This window comes from Gilliamella sp. B2838, from assembly GCF_026536185.1.
Taxonomy (GTDB): domain Bacteria; phylum Pseudomonadota; class Gammaproteobacteria; order Enterobacterales; family Orbaceae; genus Gilliamella.
Genome location: NZ_JAFNOO010000003.1, coordinates 334,435 through 350,109, shown reverse-complemented (window position 1 = coordinate 350,109; position 15,675 = coordinate 334,435). Strand labels below are relative to the sequence as shown.

The 15,675-nt window shown below is 32.2% G+C and carries 23 protein-coding genes and 1 pseudogene; 1 reads left to right on the top strand and 23 read right to left on the bottom strand.

The features are described 5' to 3' along the window. Positions 1 to 175: 175 nt before the first annotated feature. The 21 genes and pseudogenes from J3U63_RS05465 to J3U63_RS05380 form a co-directional block, all read right to left on the bottom strand. Positions 176 to 478 (bottom strand): hypothetical protein, encoded by a 303-nt coding sequence (locus tag J3U63_RS05465; RefSeq protein WP_065632882.1) that lies wholly within the window; start codon positions 476 to 478, stop codon positions 176 to 178. Between the two features lie 452 nt (positions 479 to 930). Further along, positions 931 to 1,353 (bottom strand): hypothetical protein, encoded by a 423-nt coding sequence (locus J3U63_RS05460; protein WP_267370799.1) that lies wholly within the window; start codon positions 1,351 to 1,353, stop codon positions 931 to 933. 265 nt (positions 1,354 to 1,618) lie between these two features. Beyond that, entirely contained in the window at positions 1,619 to 2,191 is a 573-nt protein-coding gene (locus J3U63_RS05455; protein WP_267370798.1) for an SMI1/KNR4 family protein, read from the bottom strand. Between the two features lie 140 nt (positions 2,192 to 2,331). After that, positions 2,332 to 2,610 carry a hypothetical protein gene (locus tag J3U63_RS05450; RefSeq protein WP_267332749.1) on the bottom strand — a complete coding sequence of 93 codons (279 nt, stop codon included), beginning with the start codon at positions 2,608 to 2,610 and terminating at the stop codon, positions 2,332 to 2,334. Positions 2,611 to 2,737: 127 nt separating this feature from the next. After that, the gene (locus tag J3U63_RS05445) at positions 2,738 to 3,757 is read right to left on the bottom strand and encodes an SMI1/KNR4 family protein (protein WP_267332748.1); all 1,020 of its coding nucleotides are present in this window, start codon (positions 3,755 to 3,757) and stop codon (positions 2,738 to 2,740) included. 278 nt (positions 3,758 to 4,035) lie between these two features. Continuing rightward, complete coding sequence (locus J3U63_RS05440; RefSeq protein ID WP_267370796.1) at positions 4,036 to 4,443, bottom strand: hypothetical protein; 408 nt, start codon at positions 4,441 to 4,443, stop codon at positions 4,036 to 4,038. A gap of 2 nt (positions 4,444 to 4,445) precedes the next feature. Next, entirely contained in the window at positions 4,446 to 4,925 is a 480-nt protein-coding gene (locus J3U63_RS05435; RefSeq protein WP_267370793.1) for a hypothetical protein, read from the bottom strand. A gap of 266 nt (positions 4,926 to 5,191) precedes the next feature. Then, complete coding sequence (locus tag J3U63_RS05430; protein ID WP_267370790.1) at positions 5,192 to 5,635, bottom strand: hypothetical protein; 444 nt, start codon at positions 5,633 to 5,635, stop codon at positions 5,192 to 5,194. Between the two features lie 136 nt (positions 5,636 to 5,771). Then, positions 5,772 to 6,368, bottom strand: a complete 597-nt coding sequence (locus J3U63_RS05425; RefSeq protein WP_267370788.1) for a hypothetical protein — start codon at positions 6,366 to 6,368, stop codon at positions 5,772 to 5,774. A gap of 288 nt (positions 6,369 to 6,656) precedes the next feature. Then, positions 6,657 to 7,136, bottom strand: a complete 480-nt coding sequence (locus J3U63_RS05420) for a hypothetical protein (RefSeq protein ID WP_267370785.1) — start codon at positions 7,134 to 7,136, stop codon at positions 6,657 to 6,659. Positions 7,137 to 7,139: 3 nt separating this feature from the next. Beyond that, positions 7,140 to 7,679, bottom strand: coding sequence for an RHS repeat-associated core domain-containing protein (locus J3U63_RS05415; RefSeq protein WP_267370806.1), 540 nt, complete (start codon positions 7,677 to 7,679; stop codon positions 7,140 to 7,142). 233 nt (positions 7,680 to 7,912) lie between these two features. Further along, on the bottom strand, positions 7,913 to 8,341 hold the full coding sequence (locus J3U63_RS05410) for a hypothetical protein (RefSeq protein WP_267344188.1): 429 nt from the start codon (positions 8,339 to 8,341) through the stop codon (positions 7,913 to 7,915). 187 nt (positions 8,342 to 8,528) lie between these two features. After that, positions 8,529 to 8,630 carry an RHS repeat-associated core domain-containing protein gene (locus tag J3U63_RS13380; protein ID WP_416379801.1) on the bottom strand — a complete coding sequence of 34 codons (102 nt, stop codon included), beginning with the start codon at positions 8,628 to 8,630 and terminating at the stop codon, positions 8,529 to 8,531. Positions 8,631 to 8,638: 8 nt separating this feature from the next. Beyond that, positions 8,639 to 9,268 carry an RHS repeat protein gene (locus J3U63_RS05405; protein WP_267370782.1) on the bottom strand — a complete coding sequence of 210 codons (630 nt, stop codon included), beginning with the start codon at positions 9,266 to 9,268 and terminating at the stop codon, positions 8,639 to 8,641. Positions 9,269 to 9,670: 402 nt separating this feature from the next. Further along, a complete protein-coding gene (locus J3U63_RS05400; RefSeq protein WP_100151982.1) occupies positions 9,671 to 10,078 on the bottom strand; it encodes an NTF2 fold immunity protein in 408 nt (135 codons plus the stop codon). Positions 10,079 to 10,171: 93 nt separating this feature from the next. Next, on the bottom strand, positions 10,172 to 10,327 hold the full coding sequence (locus J3U63_RS13375; protein WP_416381297.1) for a DNA/RNA non-specific endonuclease: 156 nt from the start codon (positions 10,325 to 10,327) through the stop codon (positions 10,172 to 10,174). Positions 10,328 to 10,484: 157 nt separating this feature from the next. Continuing rightward, positions 10,485 to 10,794, bottom strand: a pseudogene (locus tag J3U63_RS13370) (RHS repeat-associated core domain-containing protein); the annotation flags it as partial. 132 nt (positions 10,795 to 10,926) lie between these two features. Then, positions 10,927 to 11,856 (bottom strand): hypothetical protein, encoded by a 930-nt coding sequence (locus J3U63_RS05395; RefSeq protein ID WP_267370781.1) that lies wholly within the window; start codon positions 11,854 to 11,856, stop codon positions 10,927 to 10,929. Positions 11,857 to 11,968: 112 nt separating this feature from the next. Continuing rightward, positions 11,969 to 12,634: an SMI1/KNR4 family protein gene (locus J3U63_RS05390; RefSeq protein ID WP_267332737.1), complete on the bottom strand. Its 666-nt coding sequence runs from the start codon at positions 12,632 to 12,634 to the stop codon at positions 11,969 to 11,971. Between the two features lie 233 nt (positions 12,635 to 12,867). Beyond that, a complete protein-coding gene (locus J3U63_RS05385) occupies positions 12,868 to 13,311 on the bottom strand; it encodes a hypothetical protein (RefSeq protein WP_267344194.1) in 444 nt (147 codons plus the stop codon). 114 nt (positions 13,312 to 13,425) lie between these two features. Beyond that, positions 13,426 to 14,022 (bottom strand): hypothetical protein, encoded by a 597-nt coding sequence (locus J3U63_RS05380; RefSeq protein WP_267370779.1) that lies wholly within the window; start codon positions 14,020 to 14,022, stop codon positions 13,426 to 13,428. A 795-nt stretch (positions 14,023 to 14,817) separates the two neighbouring features. Here J3U63_RS05380 and J3U63_RS13365 point away from each other — a divergent pair. Then, complete coding sequence (locus J3U63_RS13365; RefSeq protein ID WP_416381296.1) at positions 14,818 to 14,928, top strand: SymE family type I addiction module toxin; 111 nt, start codon at positions 14,818 to 14,820, stop codon at positions 14,926 to 14,928. Positions 14,929 to 15,066: 138 nt separating this feature from the next. On the opposite strand, the gene J3U63_RS05375 is transcribed toward J3U63_RS13365, so the two are convergent. Continuing rightward, the gene (locus J3U63_RS05375) at positions 15,067 to 15,435 is read right to left on the bottom strand and encodes a hypothetical protein (RefSeq protein ID WP_267332732.1); all 369 of its coding nucleotides are present in this window, start codon (positions 15,433 to 15,435) and stop codon (positions 15,067 to 15,069) included. 15 nt (positions 15,436 to 15,450) lie between these two features. After that, positions 15,451 to 15,621 (bottom strand): hypothetical protein, encoded by a 171-nt coding sequence (locus J3U63_RS05370; protein WP_267332731.1) that lies wholly within the window; start codon positions 15,619 to 15,621, stop codon positions 15,451 to 15,453. Positions 15,622 to 15,675: the final 54 nt, after the last annotated feature.

Sequence of the window (15,675 nt, the reverse complement as noted above, 5' to 3'; positions counted from 1 at the left end):
TCACATTATATTGTTTTAGAAATTCGATATAGGCATGATTTATTTTTGTATTTAAATTTAACTTTGTAATACGTTTATCAATATCATTTGGAACACTGTATTTTGATGTAAACATTTTAACTCCAAAAATATCATCCATAAATAAAAGCTGATGAGATATTAATTTCGATATCATTCAAATTGGTAACACACCCTTTATACCAGAGAATTTTTGTACATTTATATCCAATGATTTAAAATAATTTAGCGCATCTGATATATTTGTAAATTGCTTAATGTCTTCTACCCCATAATCTTCTATAATTTCCATTTTCTTTTCCATGATATGAAAAATATAGGCATTATATAAACCATTTTCCTTTTTAAGTGCATATTGAAAAAAAAATCGCTCACCGTCTATCTCTTTTATTTCATCAAAACCTCTAACCTTACCCTGCTCTATAGCCGCAATGATTTTTTCAACTGAAACGTTACTCATCACTATCTATCCTTACGTTTAATGTTTAAATACACATGGTTCAATCCATATCATGAAGTTAAGATGATACTAATTGAGGTTAAACCCAGTTAGTAACCCAAATGGGTCTGGCTGTTTAAGGTTAAAGTCGACGGCGCGGTTACTATAGCTGTGAAATAATTTTTATGTATTTATTGCTATAATAAGACTGATTTAATAAAAACTATATATTGTTTAACTTATTCATCAATTCTTTCATGCATTTGTTTGCAATTTCTTTATATTTTACAGCTTTCTTTTCAGAATAATTTTTATCTAACATTTGTTCAAACTGAGCCATTGTACCCCAAAAATCCTTAGTTTGAATTGAAATTCCGCCGTTAACCCAACAAACAAAAAATAATTGGAGGTTATCTTCAGGTATCTGAAAATAAACAATATTCTGTATTTTATATAATCTATTTTTAAACTGTTTAATTAAGTGTGAGCATCGTTAATTTGCCTTCCAATGATAAAGAAATAATCAAGCCTTTTCCTTCTAGATTAACAACATCGCAAAATTTATTTATATTCCATTTTTTTAATTTAGATAGTTCGAGCCATTTATCTAGTGTCCAGTCATTTACGCTACCTAGCGTCACCATCTTTTTTCTAATACCATGCATATCAATACTTATATTTATTACAATGTTATTTTCAGATAAAATGCTGACATTACCATACAAATAGTTGTATATTTTAGATTTTTTATTTAATTTTGCTTTTGGTAGTTCTGGTTCACCCAATGTTTCATCGATAAGAGAATCTGGTGATCCAACACGCAACTTGTTAATTTGTAAACTATCAATAATATCCATTATCTCAATTTGAAACATTGGGCTCCATTCTTTATTCATTATTGACAACCTATCTTGGCATTATATTTATGTACATTTTATTGAATATCCCTGTAGCCTTTTGAATTTCTTCTTCCGCTTAAATTCTTAAGTTTAATAAAGATGGTGGCTTGGGTTGATAATAATAGACTTCACTTAACACTTTCACCTATTTTTGAAAACAAAGTATTGTATTTTTGCACTTATTTTGAATGGACTAGTCATCACTCTATTTAAAAAATTATTAATTTTTAGTTAACTAATAAATGCATTTTAGGCAAACTGATTAACCATAAAAATATTGCATAAGATGATCAATGTTTTCACCTAAAATCGGAGAAAGCGCCATTTTTATTTTGGGTAAAAATTCAGGTTTTATTTCATCACAATCATCATTTGTATATATTTCATAAATATTATATTGGTTATAGACAATATCAACAATTACGGTTAATGCTTGTATAAATTGAAGAAAATTATCGGCGATTTTGAACGGTTCTAAAACGTCATATGCAGCAAAAATAGAGGGGTTATTGTTATCTTCTTGAAAATTAAATAAAATAGGCTCACCGCCTCCGTTCTGTTCTAAAAAAACAATATAATCTTGCTTTTTTAAATTCGAAAAAGAGTAATTGGTGTTTCGTTGTTGTAAATTTAAATAGTCAATAAACGATAAAGAAGACACACCCGTCTCTATAACAAGCTGTTGTAGCTCAAATTGACGGTAAAACTCGATTAAACATTGATTGTTATGTAAATAGGATGAATCCAACTCTTTTGGGCTTTTAGCTAAGTACTGACCATCATCATGTTTTTTTAATATGTCTAATAATCTTTCAAATGCATTAATTTCTAACATTTTTTATCCCAATACCTTTAACCATTTAATAATTTTCAAATAATGGCTGTTTATCAATCATTCTTTAGCCGCTATTTTTATAACTTACACGGTGTATTTGTTTTCAATTCAAGTATTGAATAATACTCGACCTGTTTTTTTTAATCACCCTCTGCGATGATAATTTCATTTTCATTGCTAGCTTTAACAAGAAAATTAATAAAGTTGATAATGTCGCTGTCTTTACTCTTTGCTAAATAGCTAATAAGTATTTTTTGATGATCGGGATAAATTCTGGTTTTACCATATGGGTCAATAGAAATCCCAGTTTTTTCTTTTAAATAGCAAAATGAATTTTCTAATTTTTTAATGATATTATCATGTAAAATGAACAATGGTTTATTGCCATCGAAATCGGATAAATAAGAAAAATCAATCATAATCAATACGCTTAATACACAATATATTGTGTATTATTTTATCGTGTACGATATTACAAAAGCAATTTCTATGTTGAATGCGTTATCGGTATTAATCTTGCGCAGTACTATTAGTCATCAGATGTTTTTAAAAATCTTCCAGATCCTTATCACAAATTAATTTAGACATAAATTCATTAAAGCTGTTACACAGGAAAAGTGTACTTTTACTTTGATTATCAGATACAGATAGATTGTCAGACCATGTATCGAAAGTGCAATAGTATATTTTTCCATTGTTGAAATTAATACAAAAATAGTTACCACCTGCGTCGTTGGCAAACGGCAATAATTGTTTCGACAATAATTCTCTATTCCAAAATTGTTGGGCAATATGATCCATCAAATAGGCTTTATTATCATTTAAAGTTGCATAATATTTTATCGGAACTAATTCATGAATTGTGACATAATCATATTCGCCTTGTGGATCGATCCAAGTATTATTTTCGGGCATCCCACCATTCTGTTTTAATAAAAACGCTTTTAATTGTTCGGGGATTTTAATTTTTAAGACACTTTCAATCTCAGCAATATCACTGGTATCAATTGATTTTTCAGAATGATAAAATTGGTTACTTTTACGGGGTTTGATATCTTCATATTCGATAGCGTAATCGTTATCTTCTTCATCTGCGGTCAGACAACCTAAGAAATATTCTAAAGATTCAGATAAATAAATACTATTTTTTTCGAAATTTTGTTCTTTACTAAGCGTTGTATCCCAAACTGATCTTAGGTATTGATATATAGCACCAGTATCAATATTTATACATAAAAATCCATTCTGGTAACTGCGAGCAAATGGTAGTAGAAACTTAGGTAATTTGTCTTCATTCCAATGTTGTAATGCAATTCCCTCTATTACAAATTTGGGATCATTTTTAAATGCTTGATTATATTTTATTGGAATAAAATTTGAAATTTCAACAATATAAGCTGGCTCACCTACCTTATACACACTTTTATATACAAGGCCGCCATTGCAAGTAAGATACAGCTGTTTTAAGGATGACGGTAATTGAATACCTAACTTATTTTCACATTCTGTTAGGTTATCAATAGTTATCTTCTTTTCGCATTCATAAAAATTATTTTTGTCAAACATCCCTTTCACCTAATGATAAATCCATAGCGTTGGGTGGGTATTATCTTGGCTTTTCCCCAGGTTAATTAACCCTACTGCTGCGTTACTTTGCTTAATAAGTTTTTATTCAATCGAATAGTTGTATCGTGACACTGTAACAAACAGACAAAATGGCATCACGATTTGAATGACATCTTACGCTGAACACTTTTCTGCTATAAATGAAAAAGCAAAGATATCAGCTATAAAATCAGTTTTAAACAATTTACATATTGACTATTTTGGTAATGAATATTTTTTTATTTTATTAAATCTTGTTCACGTAATTTAGTTAGTACTTCACGCCCTTTTTCAGAAAGTTCCATTTTTTTTAAATAAATAGCCAGCCTGTTTTCAGGAATTATTGAAATTCGTTTAGGATATTTTATGAAAGAATCTAAGGTATCATCTGGAAAAGGAATGTTAGGGTTAGGGTTATTGTAATCATCTTCATCTGGATCATAATCGTCTTCGACTTCTGTTCTTGTTATCATTGCTAATAAGGCATCAATGCCGCTTAAATAATCGATAACATAGGCTAGTTTTGCATCAGTAATACGATGATCTAAATAGAATTCAAAAGCATAATTCGCCACGTTTGACGCAGTATAATTATTATCAAGCAGATAAAATAATCCGTTTAAAAACAATAACCTTAAGTCATGCATATTCATCCATCTATTATTTGTGAATTTAAATTACTCAATATATCAGCGTAAAAAAACGTTTCGTTATAAGAAAAGATCATTCTATTTTTAGAGGCGATAAATAGAATACTTGTTTCGTCACTGGGATAAAAAAAATCATTCCATGATTTTATAAAAATATCCACAGGCACAATCGCACTTGCTATTTTCCCCCAGAAGAAAAAAACAGATGAATGACCTACTAGTTTGTTTTCGAAAAAAAACGAAGATTGTTTGGAATTTTTAAAATCTAAATCGATTTTTTCTGTCACTGAACAAAACATTGGTGGCATTTTCATTAAGTGATCAAATGGGAATATCATATGCCAAAATCGACTAGATTCATCTTCATCAAGAAAAATTATCCTCTTTTTTTCTTCAGAAGATAATATGCATTCTGTAGAGTTGAATCTCCAACCAATTGGATATTTTTTTTCATCAATAGTAAAACTTTCTCTATTCATAATAATATAGTCTAGTACCAACAAGATTTTAACCGTACTTGATTAGCATTATTTATTTTTATGAAAGTTCTATTTCTTTTGAAAAATCAAATGCAACCAGACCGGCTTCTTCTACTTTTTTGCCTAAATACTGTCCCTAATACCTTAAATTCTGTTATATCTGGCTATATTCTATTTCTTGTATCGATTTGCCGCACAATTAATAGCTATATATATTTTTTCCAACTCTGGCAATAACGCCTTAGGCACTATTAGTTTTTAAGTTATCAATCCTCGAGATCTTTTAGCCATTTTTGATATCTTTCTGGATCCTTTGCAATCAATGTTTTTAATGTTTCAAACACTTCGTGTATCCCTGAAGGATCCACTTTATATTTATTGAATACAAAAATCATTCCCTCTGCGATGGTATCAAGAACATAGAACATTTGTTGCGTATAACAACTAAACGTTTTATAAGGTATAAAAATTGAGAAATGCACCTCTTTTCGTTTTGATAAGGTTAAAGGACCGTAGACTAAATTTTTGTGTTCTTGTGTAGCAGAGATAGTAAAAACTAAATCATAATCTGTTGTTTTAAACAATTTGTCATAATGTGGAAGCGTTTTGTTTAATTTATTGAGATTTGATCTCCACGGATTTAAAACCGTATTAGTAATTTCATAATAAACGCCAACTTCAGCCCACAAGAATAAAAAATCAATCTTCATTTACATCGTCCTTTCGATTTATCACTGTTTTGATTGCAAACTGGAATTTTTCCTGTTTTTGTATAATGCTCCTCAATTTTCAGTGTCGCTACTGGTTTTGTTGTTGGAAAGCGTTTTCAATAGCATAAGTATCTTGCTATTTAACTTTAACTTTCTCTACACATACCCCAACTAATTTGATAGTTTTCAGCCTTTCATAAATACTTTCATATAAAAGTAAACCCAATTCCGTACAGCATATTGGATATTTTGGATATTCGCGCTCAAGTAAAAACCACGGCGCATGTTCTCTTCTTGCGTGGAAATGGCATTCAGGGCAGACAAAAAGACGCTCATTCTCAGGAATAGGTTGTCCATCAAAAATATATGGTTTTTCACCTCTTAGTACAACGTAATCATATTTACTAATAAAAGTTATAAATGGCTGTTTATGCTTTTCACTTTCCACTTTATTATAAATAAAACCTATATTTAAATGTTTTTCAGCCTCTTCACCCAGCAAATTCAATAAGCGCAGCGACATAATACCAGGTATCATAAAATTACCTACATCGGCCATACCTAGGTTTTTCCTTATTTTCCCATTCGTAATTACATTCATACCACCGTGAGGTAGTTTTAGTGTATGGCAATAATGACAAAATTGCTCTTTGGTTTTATGCTTCCATTCAGGAACGAGATCGACAGCGTCTATTCCTGAATAATACAGGTGATAAAGTGGTTCACGCTTCATGGATATTCCTTATATCTACGATTTTTTCTATTGTCCCAAACAGCATCTTCAATTTTAGTGTTATGCTTTGCATCAGTTTTCCTAGCGGCATCAAAAGACGGTTGCTAGCTTTGCCCAGTCGGTGTTTTTCGATACGGCGTCGATTAGGCGGTGTTAGACGTCATAATCGAGTACAGGGTGCCGTTGGAAGTCTCATTCTAGGTGTTACAATAACGTCAAAATTTGTGCTAATCAATCTAGAGTAGATTAATTTTTTGAAATAAATTACATTATTATTTCAAATAAATATTATTTTTCTTTTGGTTCCCAAAAAGAATCATCAGAAACAAAAATCTCATTCAGTTTTAAATCTAAAGGAATATATTCAATATAATCAGCCATTTCATCATATGGTGAAGGAAGTGTAAAAGATATACCGTAATCTTCGTCAACAATAAGTGTACCATTTAGAATGCGCTGACTTTTTGTTAACAAGATAAGCTCTTTCATCGTAATCCCCGCATACAATTTTTTCTTATATTTCCCTTGATAATGTTCATTACATCCTACAGCAATAATGTCACCTTCAGAATTAGTAGAAATTATTATTGTCCCAGCCTCTAAAAAATAGGCATACATTTTTTCATTAAAAGGGTAAGGGGTCATATATTCTTTTACTTCGACCGTAAAATTTTTGTATATTTCATCTAAATAAAAATCTATATGGCATTCCAATTCAATATTTCCTAAAGATTTATAGCTAACTATATCTGCATTAAAATCAATCATTTTTCATTTTCCATTCATAAGCATTCCGTTAATATAGACAGGTGAATCTTGAATACGATCATAGATTTTAAATTCCCCATGGCCAATTCTACCTACAACCTCATCTGACCCTTTGCCTATTGATTTATAGACTTTCCAATAATCATTACCGTGTATATTAGGTTGAGATGCGGAACCACCTGGATGATAATCCAATTTATATGTTGTGCCAGATTTAGTTGTTTTAACATAAACAGTATGTTGAATAGAGTTCGGATTTTTTGCTTGTGGTTTTGTTACATTCCACCCCTTCGATATCAAGTAATCATGAACTTCTTCAGGCTTTTTACTTGTCAAACGATTCAACCAACGTTTAGTTACGCTGTTTTTACGTTTGAATCCTTTGGAAGGTTCACAGCTCCAGCCCCATGGATCAATCCACATCAACCCATTAGGCGCATACTGATACAGATTAAACCCACCCAAGAGCCCTATCGTATCCGACTGCGTAAATCTACCTATATCTGGGTCATAGTACCTTAAAATATTGTAATGTAAGCCGATTTATTTGTCTAAATACTGTCCCAATACCTTAGGTGATGTTGTATCTGGCTGTGTTCGATTTCTTGTATGGTGTTGCCCCGCAGCTGATAGCTGCACGCTTATAGATTTTTGCGACATTTAACTGTCAGCTATAAATATTTAAATTGATATCAAATTTTTAATCAGTGAAAAATAGTTATGTTAAAATCCATTTTTCCTACAGCATAGGTATATTATCTAGTCTATAGAATACTTTAAAAAATACCTGTTAATTTTTTTCTTGATATTTTTAAATCTTTAGCAATAATCTCAACATAAAATGAATCACTTTGGATAATGTAATGATAATATTCTCCAATATCATATTTATCCCACTCAGGAAAAAAAGAACTTCTTTCTATCTTCAATTTTTCTAGCCAGGATGAATCTTTGACAATCCAATAGCAAGCACGGAAATCATCGTCTTCACGAGGAATATAATAACTTAAATTTTTATTACGTTCGTATCTCATGGCCCAAACATAAGAAAAATCGAATATACCAGTAAATACAGAATATTTAGCAGAAGAATTCCATATTTTAAAAAAAGCAGTTAATGAATCTCCTTTTGAATTCAAAACAATATCATCATTTGGAGCCTGCCAATAAGGTAGCTCTATTGCATATGCCATATCTTTCTTCATAATATTTATTTTTCATTTGCAAATTGAAGTTTTATCTTTCCTTTTTTAGGTAAAGCATTTTTTTAAGTTTACAGTGGCAATCTTTCAAATCAACAATATTTGTTTGAAAGATTAATTTAATTGGTTAAGTTTAATTTTCCGTAGTTATTCCCCGCGGATCAATTCAAGTCAACCCTTTAGGCGCATACTAATACAAATTAAACCTATCCAACAACCCAATCGGGTTCGGCTGCGTAAATCTACCTATATCTGGGTCATAGTACCTTAAAATATTGTAATGTAAGCCGATTTATTTGTCTAAATACTGTCCCAATACCTTAGGTGATGTTGTATCTGGCTGTGTTCGATTTCTTGCATCGGTCTGTCCCACAGCTGATAGCTGCATGCCCATACAATATGACCGTCTTCATCAGTAAGTTCTTCCGGTGCACCGTTGACATCGGTGTGGTAGTACAGCACTTTCTGTTCCGTACCGTTGATGGTCTCTACTCTGGCTAAGGGTTCGTAGACGCTTTTACTTCTATCGGTACGGGTTTCCTGAATCATTCTTAGTCCGTCCCACAGAAAGTGGGTACGGTTGCAGGCTTTGCCCGCTCGGTCTATCTGGTGTTTTTCGATACGCACTTCGGTTAGGCGGTGTTCGGCATCGTAGTGGTAATACTGGGTACCGCTGGCGGTCTGTTTGCTGTGGGTACGGCCGTGTGCGTCGTAGGTGTATTGCAGGCCACGAAAGTGGAGTAACTGGTTAAAGCGGACCAGGTTTTGGTTGTCGGTACTGCTGTCTTCGTTGCGTCTTTTATCCAGCAGGTTGGCGGCGGCATCGTATTGCAGGGTTTCCCAGTAGGCCTGGTTGCGGCAGCTTTCGATGCGGCCGGTGCGGTCATAGTGGTAATCGGTCTGTCCTTGCCGGGTATGTTTTTTACTCACCAGCCGGTCGAGGTTGTCGTACTGGTAGCGGCGGTCGGTAAGGATGTCGGACAGGATGGTGTTGTGGCCACGCCGAGTTTGTTTACGTTGTAGGCGGCTGTTGCGGCCGTATTTGAATTCGGTGTTCAGTTGCCCCTGACTGCGTAGGACTTCGCGGTACAGGTGGCCGAACCCGTAATATAGGCTGTTGAGGGTTCGCCCGTCCGGCAGAGGGTGGCGATTCGATTACCCGAGTTGCTGTACTGATAGCATAACGTCAGAAATGGTAAGTAATTTCGGCTATGTTGCCTGCGGTAAAGTCGACAATGTTAACATTATCAAGGAAATTAAACGTTAATTTTTTCACTTGAATTCTTTAGTTTAACAAAAATACTTGGTTGAATTGATAATAATTAAGAAAGATTAAAGAGTATATTTTTCCCATTTATTATCTATGTCATCGTAAACTTCTTTTTTATCAATCCGCCATTCATGATTTTTAAAATGCAAAGTATATCGAAATTGATCTTTTACGCCATTTTGTTCTTGAGTATATATTACTATTTTATTATTTTTCAATTCTTCGGTTTTTAAAAATTTTTCATCTGGCGAATATTCAGGCGGATTACCACAGCCCAATGAAACTTGCCGCCCATATTTTCGCTCTTTCTTTGTACAATATTTATTAAATATACAATTCAAATCATCAATCATATTTAAGCGAACTTCTTCGGATGAACCATTTTTTACAAGTGGATAATAATGTTTCTCCCAATTATTCATTGCAATAATAAAATTTTTTAAAATATTTTCTGCATTTTCTAAACTCATTTTATTTACCTAATTATCAAATAGTTCGCTTAACACATTTTTCCTATTTTGAGAAACAGAATATTGTATTTTTGGACTAGTACTACCTTTGTCCTAAATAAAATTCCATTCTATATCTACCGTTCCATTTTTTTCAATATATCTTCTTACTCGCTTCTCAAAAGTTCGGTATTGTCCCCGATTCAAACCTTTTAATTGAGGGAAAACATTATCTGTGCCACCTGAACCTTCTAATATTTTAGCTAAGATATGTAAGCGTCATCATTTGCATTACCTAATCTTGTAGCCCAAGCTTTTGAAGAGGATTTGTTGCTATCCCTGTATCTATATCAGCTTTAGAAACTGTTGCTTTTGCTGAAAGAGGCTGACCATGAGTTCCTCGCCTAACTTTTATCTCACAAACCCAGCCCCACGGATCAATCCATATCAATCCACTAGAGCATACTGATACAAATTAAACCCACCCAAGAGCCCTATCGTATCCGACTGCGTAAATCTACCTATATCTGGGTCATAGTACCTTAAAATATTGTAATGTAAGCCGATTTATTTGTCTAAATACTGTCCCAATACCTTAGGTGATGTTGTATCTGGCTGTGTTCGATTTCTTGTATGGTGTTGCCCCGCAGCTGATAGCTGCATGCCCATACAATGTGACCGTCTTCATCGGTGAGTTCTTCTGGGGCACCGTTGACATCGGTGTGGTAGTACAGCACTTATGTTCTGTACCGGTGGTGATGCCTATTCAAGACAATGGGGTTCTGTCAGTATCAAGGTATGACAATTATAGCCGGCTATAACAAAGTTGAATCCAGTACAAACTATAAAAGTAAAATATTTAAAATTAATTATTTTTTACCTTCTCTGATTTGAGCTAAGCCATTTTCAAGACGACTAAGATTTTCATATTTGTTAGCAGCTTGACTTCTATTTAAATATTTAAGCCATCCCTCTACAGCTGTATTAAATAATGCTAGACCTTCTGGTATTACATTTTCCCTTTTAATAACTGTGTCGGTTTTTAATTTTCCTTGCTCATCAAAGGGCTCAATATCGATCAATAATTTATGTTTTTTTAAAAAACCGAATAAAGCTGTGGCAGTTTCAATGACAGCATCTTGAAGTTTTTTGCTTTTATTTTTATTAAGCAACATAGGAATATTATATAAAGGATAATCAATTATTTCTTTATTAAATGCAATTTTCAAATCCTTATCATTGATATATCCTAGCATTTCCTCACTCAATAAATATTCTAAATCAATATCTTGGTACGAGATTTTATTCTTTTGTATAGCATATAGACTGATTAAAAATGGATAAGCGTATGCCTTAGGATAATAAATAATATCATCAATCAATTTTTTATTTACTTCGATAAGATTATAGGCTCTTTCAAGATAGATGGTATTCAATATTTTAAGTATTGCATCAAAAATATTTTTTTTCCCACTTTCTGTTTTGGGTAATAAGATTGTATCAGATTTTTTTTCCCCAAAATAATGTGAACTATAGACCATATCCTTATTATCGAAATTTGAAGAGTAAGGAGGTTGAATACTATCAATAAAATCTTTGATTTCAGATGAATATACATACATATGGAATACATATTGATAATATCTAGAAGGTACAATAAATATATTTGCTTTAGCCCCCTTTTTATTGTCTAAAATAATTTTATTCCTATTTACTTTTATATAAGGATAAGATTTTAACTTATCTTTTAAAAAAATTTGTAATTCTTTTTCAAATTGGGTTCTTAATTCTTTAGACATCGTATATAGCCTCCAAACCTAACGCCTTTACCACTGTGCGTAGCAATTTCGATAATTCCTTTTTTACCTTTAGATGACATAATAGTTACTTCTGTTTGATTTAATTTATCTTTTAGTTTATTAAACCTTGTTCACGTAATTTAGCAAGGACTTCACGCCCTTTTTCAGAAAGTTCCATTTTTTTTAAATAAATAGCCAGCCTATTTTCAGGAATTATTGAAATTCGTTTAGGATATTTTACGAAAGAATCTAAGCTATCATCTGGAAAAGGAATGTTAGGGTTATTGTAATCATCTTCATCTGGATCATAGTCATCTTCAACTTCTGTTCTTGTTATCATCGCTAATAAGGCATCAATGTCGTTGGCGACCAATTTTAAGTTTGTATTTTGTTCTAAATAGCCCCCTTTCATATCAAAATATAGATCATTAACTTCGTGATCCCAGTGATAAATTTTACCCTTCGGGCTTAAACAAAGTAGGTCACCATAATTAAGGCTAGCTATCGCTAAATAATTTTCTGGAATGCGATCTAAATATCTATCATTGATTGCCAGTAAATCTTCTCTATCTTCTTTTGAAAAACCCAAAATAACCTCTAAGGGTAACGCTTCGCCATCGCAATTAATACAATAGTCTATTTCAGCTTCATCATCTAAAATAATCACATTATATTGTTTTAGAAATTCGATATAGGCATGATTTATTTTTGTATTTAAATTTAACTTTGTAATACGTTTATCAATATCTTTGGGTATACGATATTTTGATTTAAACATGGTTATTCCTTACATAATCAAATTGATGCATTATTTTTATAATAAAAGTTTTTTTATTTTGTATTGATAAAATATCATACTTAATTATTAAACACCATTACGATGCAACTCATTAATTTAAATAAATATTTAAGTTGATAAACTATTATTTTAAACTGGTTATGTCGATGATTGATAGCAAAAGCTGCTCAAGATATAGAGAAGTAGTAAAGCGCTGTAAATTTTTAAAATTTTCAGTCCTCGAGATCTTTTAGCCATTTTTGATATCTTTCTGGATCCTTTGCAATCAATGTTTTTAATGTTTCAAACACTTCTTTTATCCCTAAAGGATCAGTTTTATATTTATTGAATACAAAAATAATTCCCTCTGCGAGGGTATCAAGAACATAGAACATTTGTTGCTTATAACAACTAAACGTTTTATAAGGTATAAAAATTGTGAAATAAACCACTTTGTTTTTTGACGATGTTGTAGGACCGTAGACTAAATTTTTGTGTTCTTGTGTAGCAGATATGGTAAATACTAATTCGTAATCTGTTGTTTTAAATAATTTATCATAATGTGGTAGAGTTTTGTTTAATTCATTAAGATTTTCTATCAACGGATTTAAAACTGCATCAGTAATTTCATAGCAAACGCCAACTTCAGCGTATAATTGTAAAAAATCAATTTTCATTTATATCGTCCTTTCGGTTTATAACTATTTTGATTGCCAACTGGAATTTTTCCTGTTTCACTGCCTCTACTGGTTTTGTTGTTGGAAAGCGTTTTCAATAGAATCAGTATTTTGCTATTTAACTTTGACTTTCTCTACAAGTACCCCAACTAATTTAATATTTTTCAGCCTTTCATAAATACTTTCATATAAAAGTAAACCAAATTCCGTACAGCATATTGGGTATGGTGGATATTCGCTTTCAAGTAAAAACCTTGGCGCTCTTTCTCTTCTTGAGTGAAAATGACATTCAGGGCAGACAAAAAGATGCTCATTCTCAGGAATAGGTTGTCCATCAAAAATATATGGTTTTTCACCTCTAAGTACAACGTAATCATATTTACTAATAAAAGTTATAAATGGCTGTTTATGCTTTTCACTTTCCACTTTATTATAAATAGAACCTATATTTAAATGTTTTTCAGCCTCCTCACCCAGCAAACTAAATAAGCGCAGCGACATACTACTAGGTATTAGCAAATCACCTACCATGGCCATATCTAGGTTTTTCCTTATTTTCCCATCCGTAATCACATCCATACCACTGTGAGGTAATTTTAGTAAATGGCAATAATGACAAAATTGCTCTCTGGTTTTATGCTTCCATTCAGGATCGAGATCGACAGTGCCCATTCCTGAATAATACAGGTGATAAAGTGGTTCACGCTTCATTTATATACCTTATATCTATTATTTTCTTTATTTTCCAAAATAGCACCTTCAATATTCGTATTATTTAGTGTATTAGTTTTGTGTTTTTCGATAAGAACTTTTATCAAATGGTTGGCTACATTACTTGATGCTATAAAATCCCAAACCATAAATACCTCATATTTTAATTATTATCTATTGTGAGATGTTTATCTTTCTTAATTATTTTTACTTTCTCGAATTTTAGCTAAAGCTTTTTCTAGCTGACTAAGATTCTGATATTTATGAGGATTTGTGCTTCTATCTAAGTAATCATACCATCCTCGAACAGCAGTTTTGTATAATTCCTGACCTTCTGGCATAAGATTAGATTTTATAAGAACCGTATCAGTTTTTAAATTACCCTCTTCATCAAACGGCTTAACACCGATTAATAATTCATGTTTTTTAAAAAAAACAAGTAAAGCTGTTTTGGTTTGTATAAGAGCATCTTGCCAACATTTTTTTTATTTCTTGTAAGCAACATTGGTAAATTACGTAAAGTATAATCAATTTCATTCATTATTTTACCCCACTAACAATTGACTATCGGGTCCGGCTGCGTGAATCTACCTATATCAGGTCGCTGTACCTTAAAATATTGTAATGTAGGCAAATTTATTTGTCTAAATATTGTCCTTGAGAGCTTAGGTTCTATTGTATTTGGAATGTTTTATTTCTTGTATCGGTTTACCTCACAGCTTATAGCTGCACTCCTAGATAATGTTACCGTCTTCATCGGTGAGTTCTTCAGCACACGGCACTATACCGTAAGTTATTTACAGCGATACACCGTTAATGAAGTTAAGCGGTAAATGGCTGAGAGAGGTAGGATTTAATACCGGCACCAGCGTGACAGTAAAGATTGCGAAGACTGTATTGATTTAATACCGGACAGTCCGCAGGAAGGGGAACTGAGGGAGCAACTGGCACAAGTTAAAAATATGCTCAGTTGGGTTAGGTAGAATTTAATTATTTAAAAAAATAGCTGGGAGAGATAAATTTTCCCGGCCCTACATATAACATCTATTCATATTTACTAAATTTCTCTATCCAGCCATTTTCTGTAAAAAGTTCACCAGATAATCCATCACTGAGCTCAAGAATATTTTTTTCATCATTCCCATCTTGAGATATCAACAACTTCATGTTTTCTTCATTTTGCTCAAGCATATTAAGAACATTATAAATAACACTGTCAATAGAATTAAAAACCACTTTTTTCAAAACATTAATTTGATTTTCATCAAAGGCTTTTATTTCATTACTCAGCTCAATAGAGCTTTTAGATTTCATTCTACCATTTAATATGGCTTCAAACTCAAAAATAGATTGATCTCTGATACTAGAGATAAACTCTTGACCAAAGGAATCAAGTAATTTCTTATCTGACATATTAATTACTCCTATCTAATTCCACGGTATATTTGATGATGAAGTTACACCCTGTGATCTTAAATTCCATAAAGATTGAGCGACAAGATCTCTCGCCTCTTTAGTGGTGGTACCACCGGCTTTAAGAGCATCTACTGCTATTTTTTGGTGTTCATCCAAGGTATTCGAGCAACCACTCTTAGCCACTTGATCATAAGCATTGCGTTGTTAATTAGTCATATCCTAATTTCGCCATGCCTT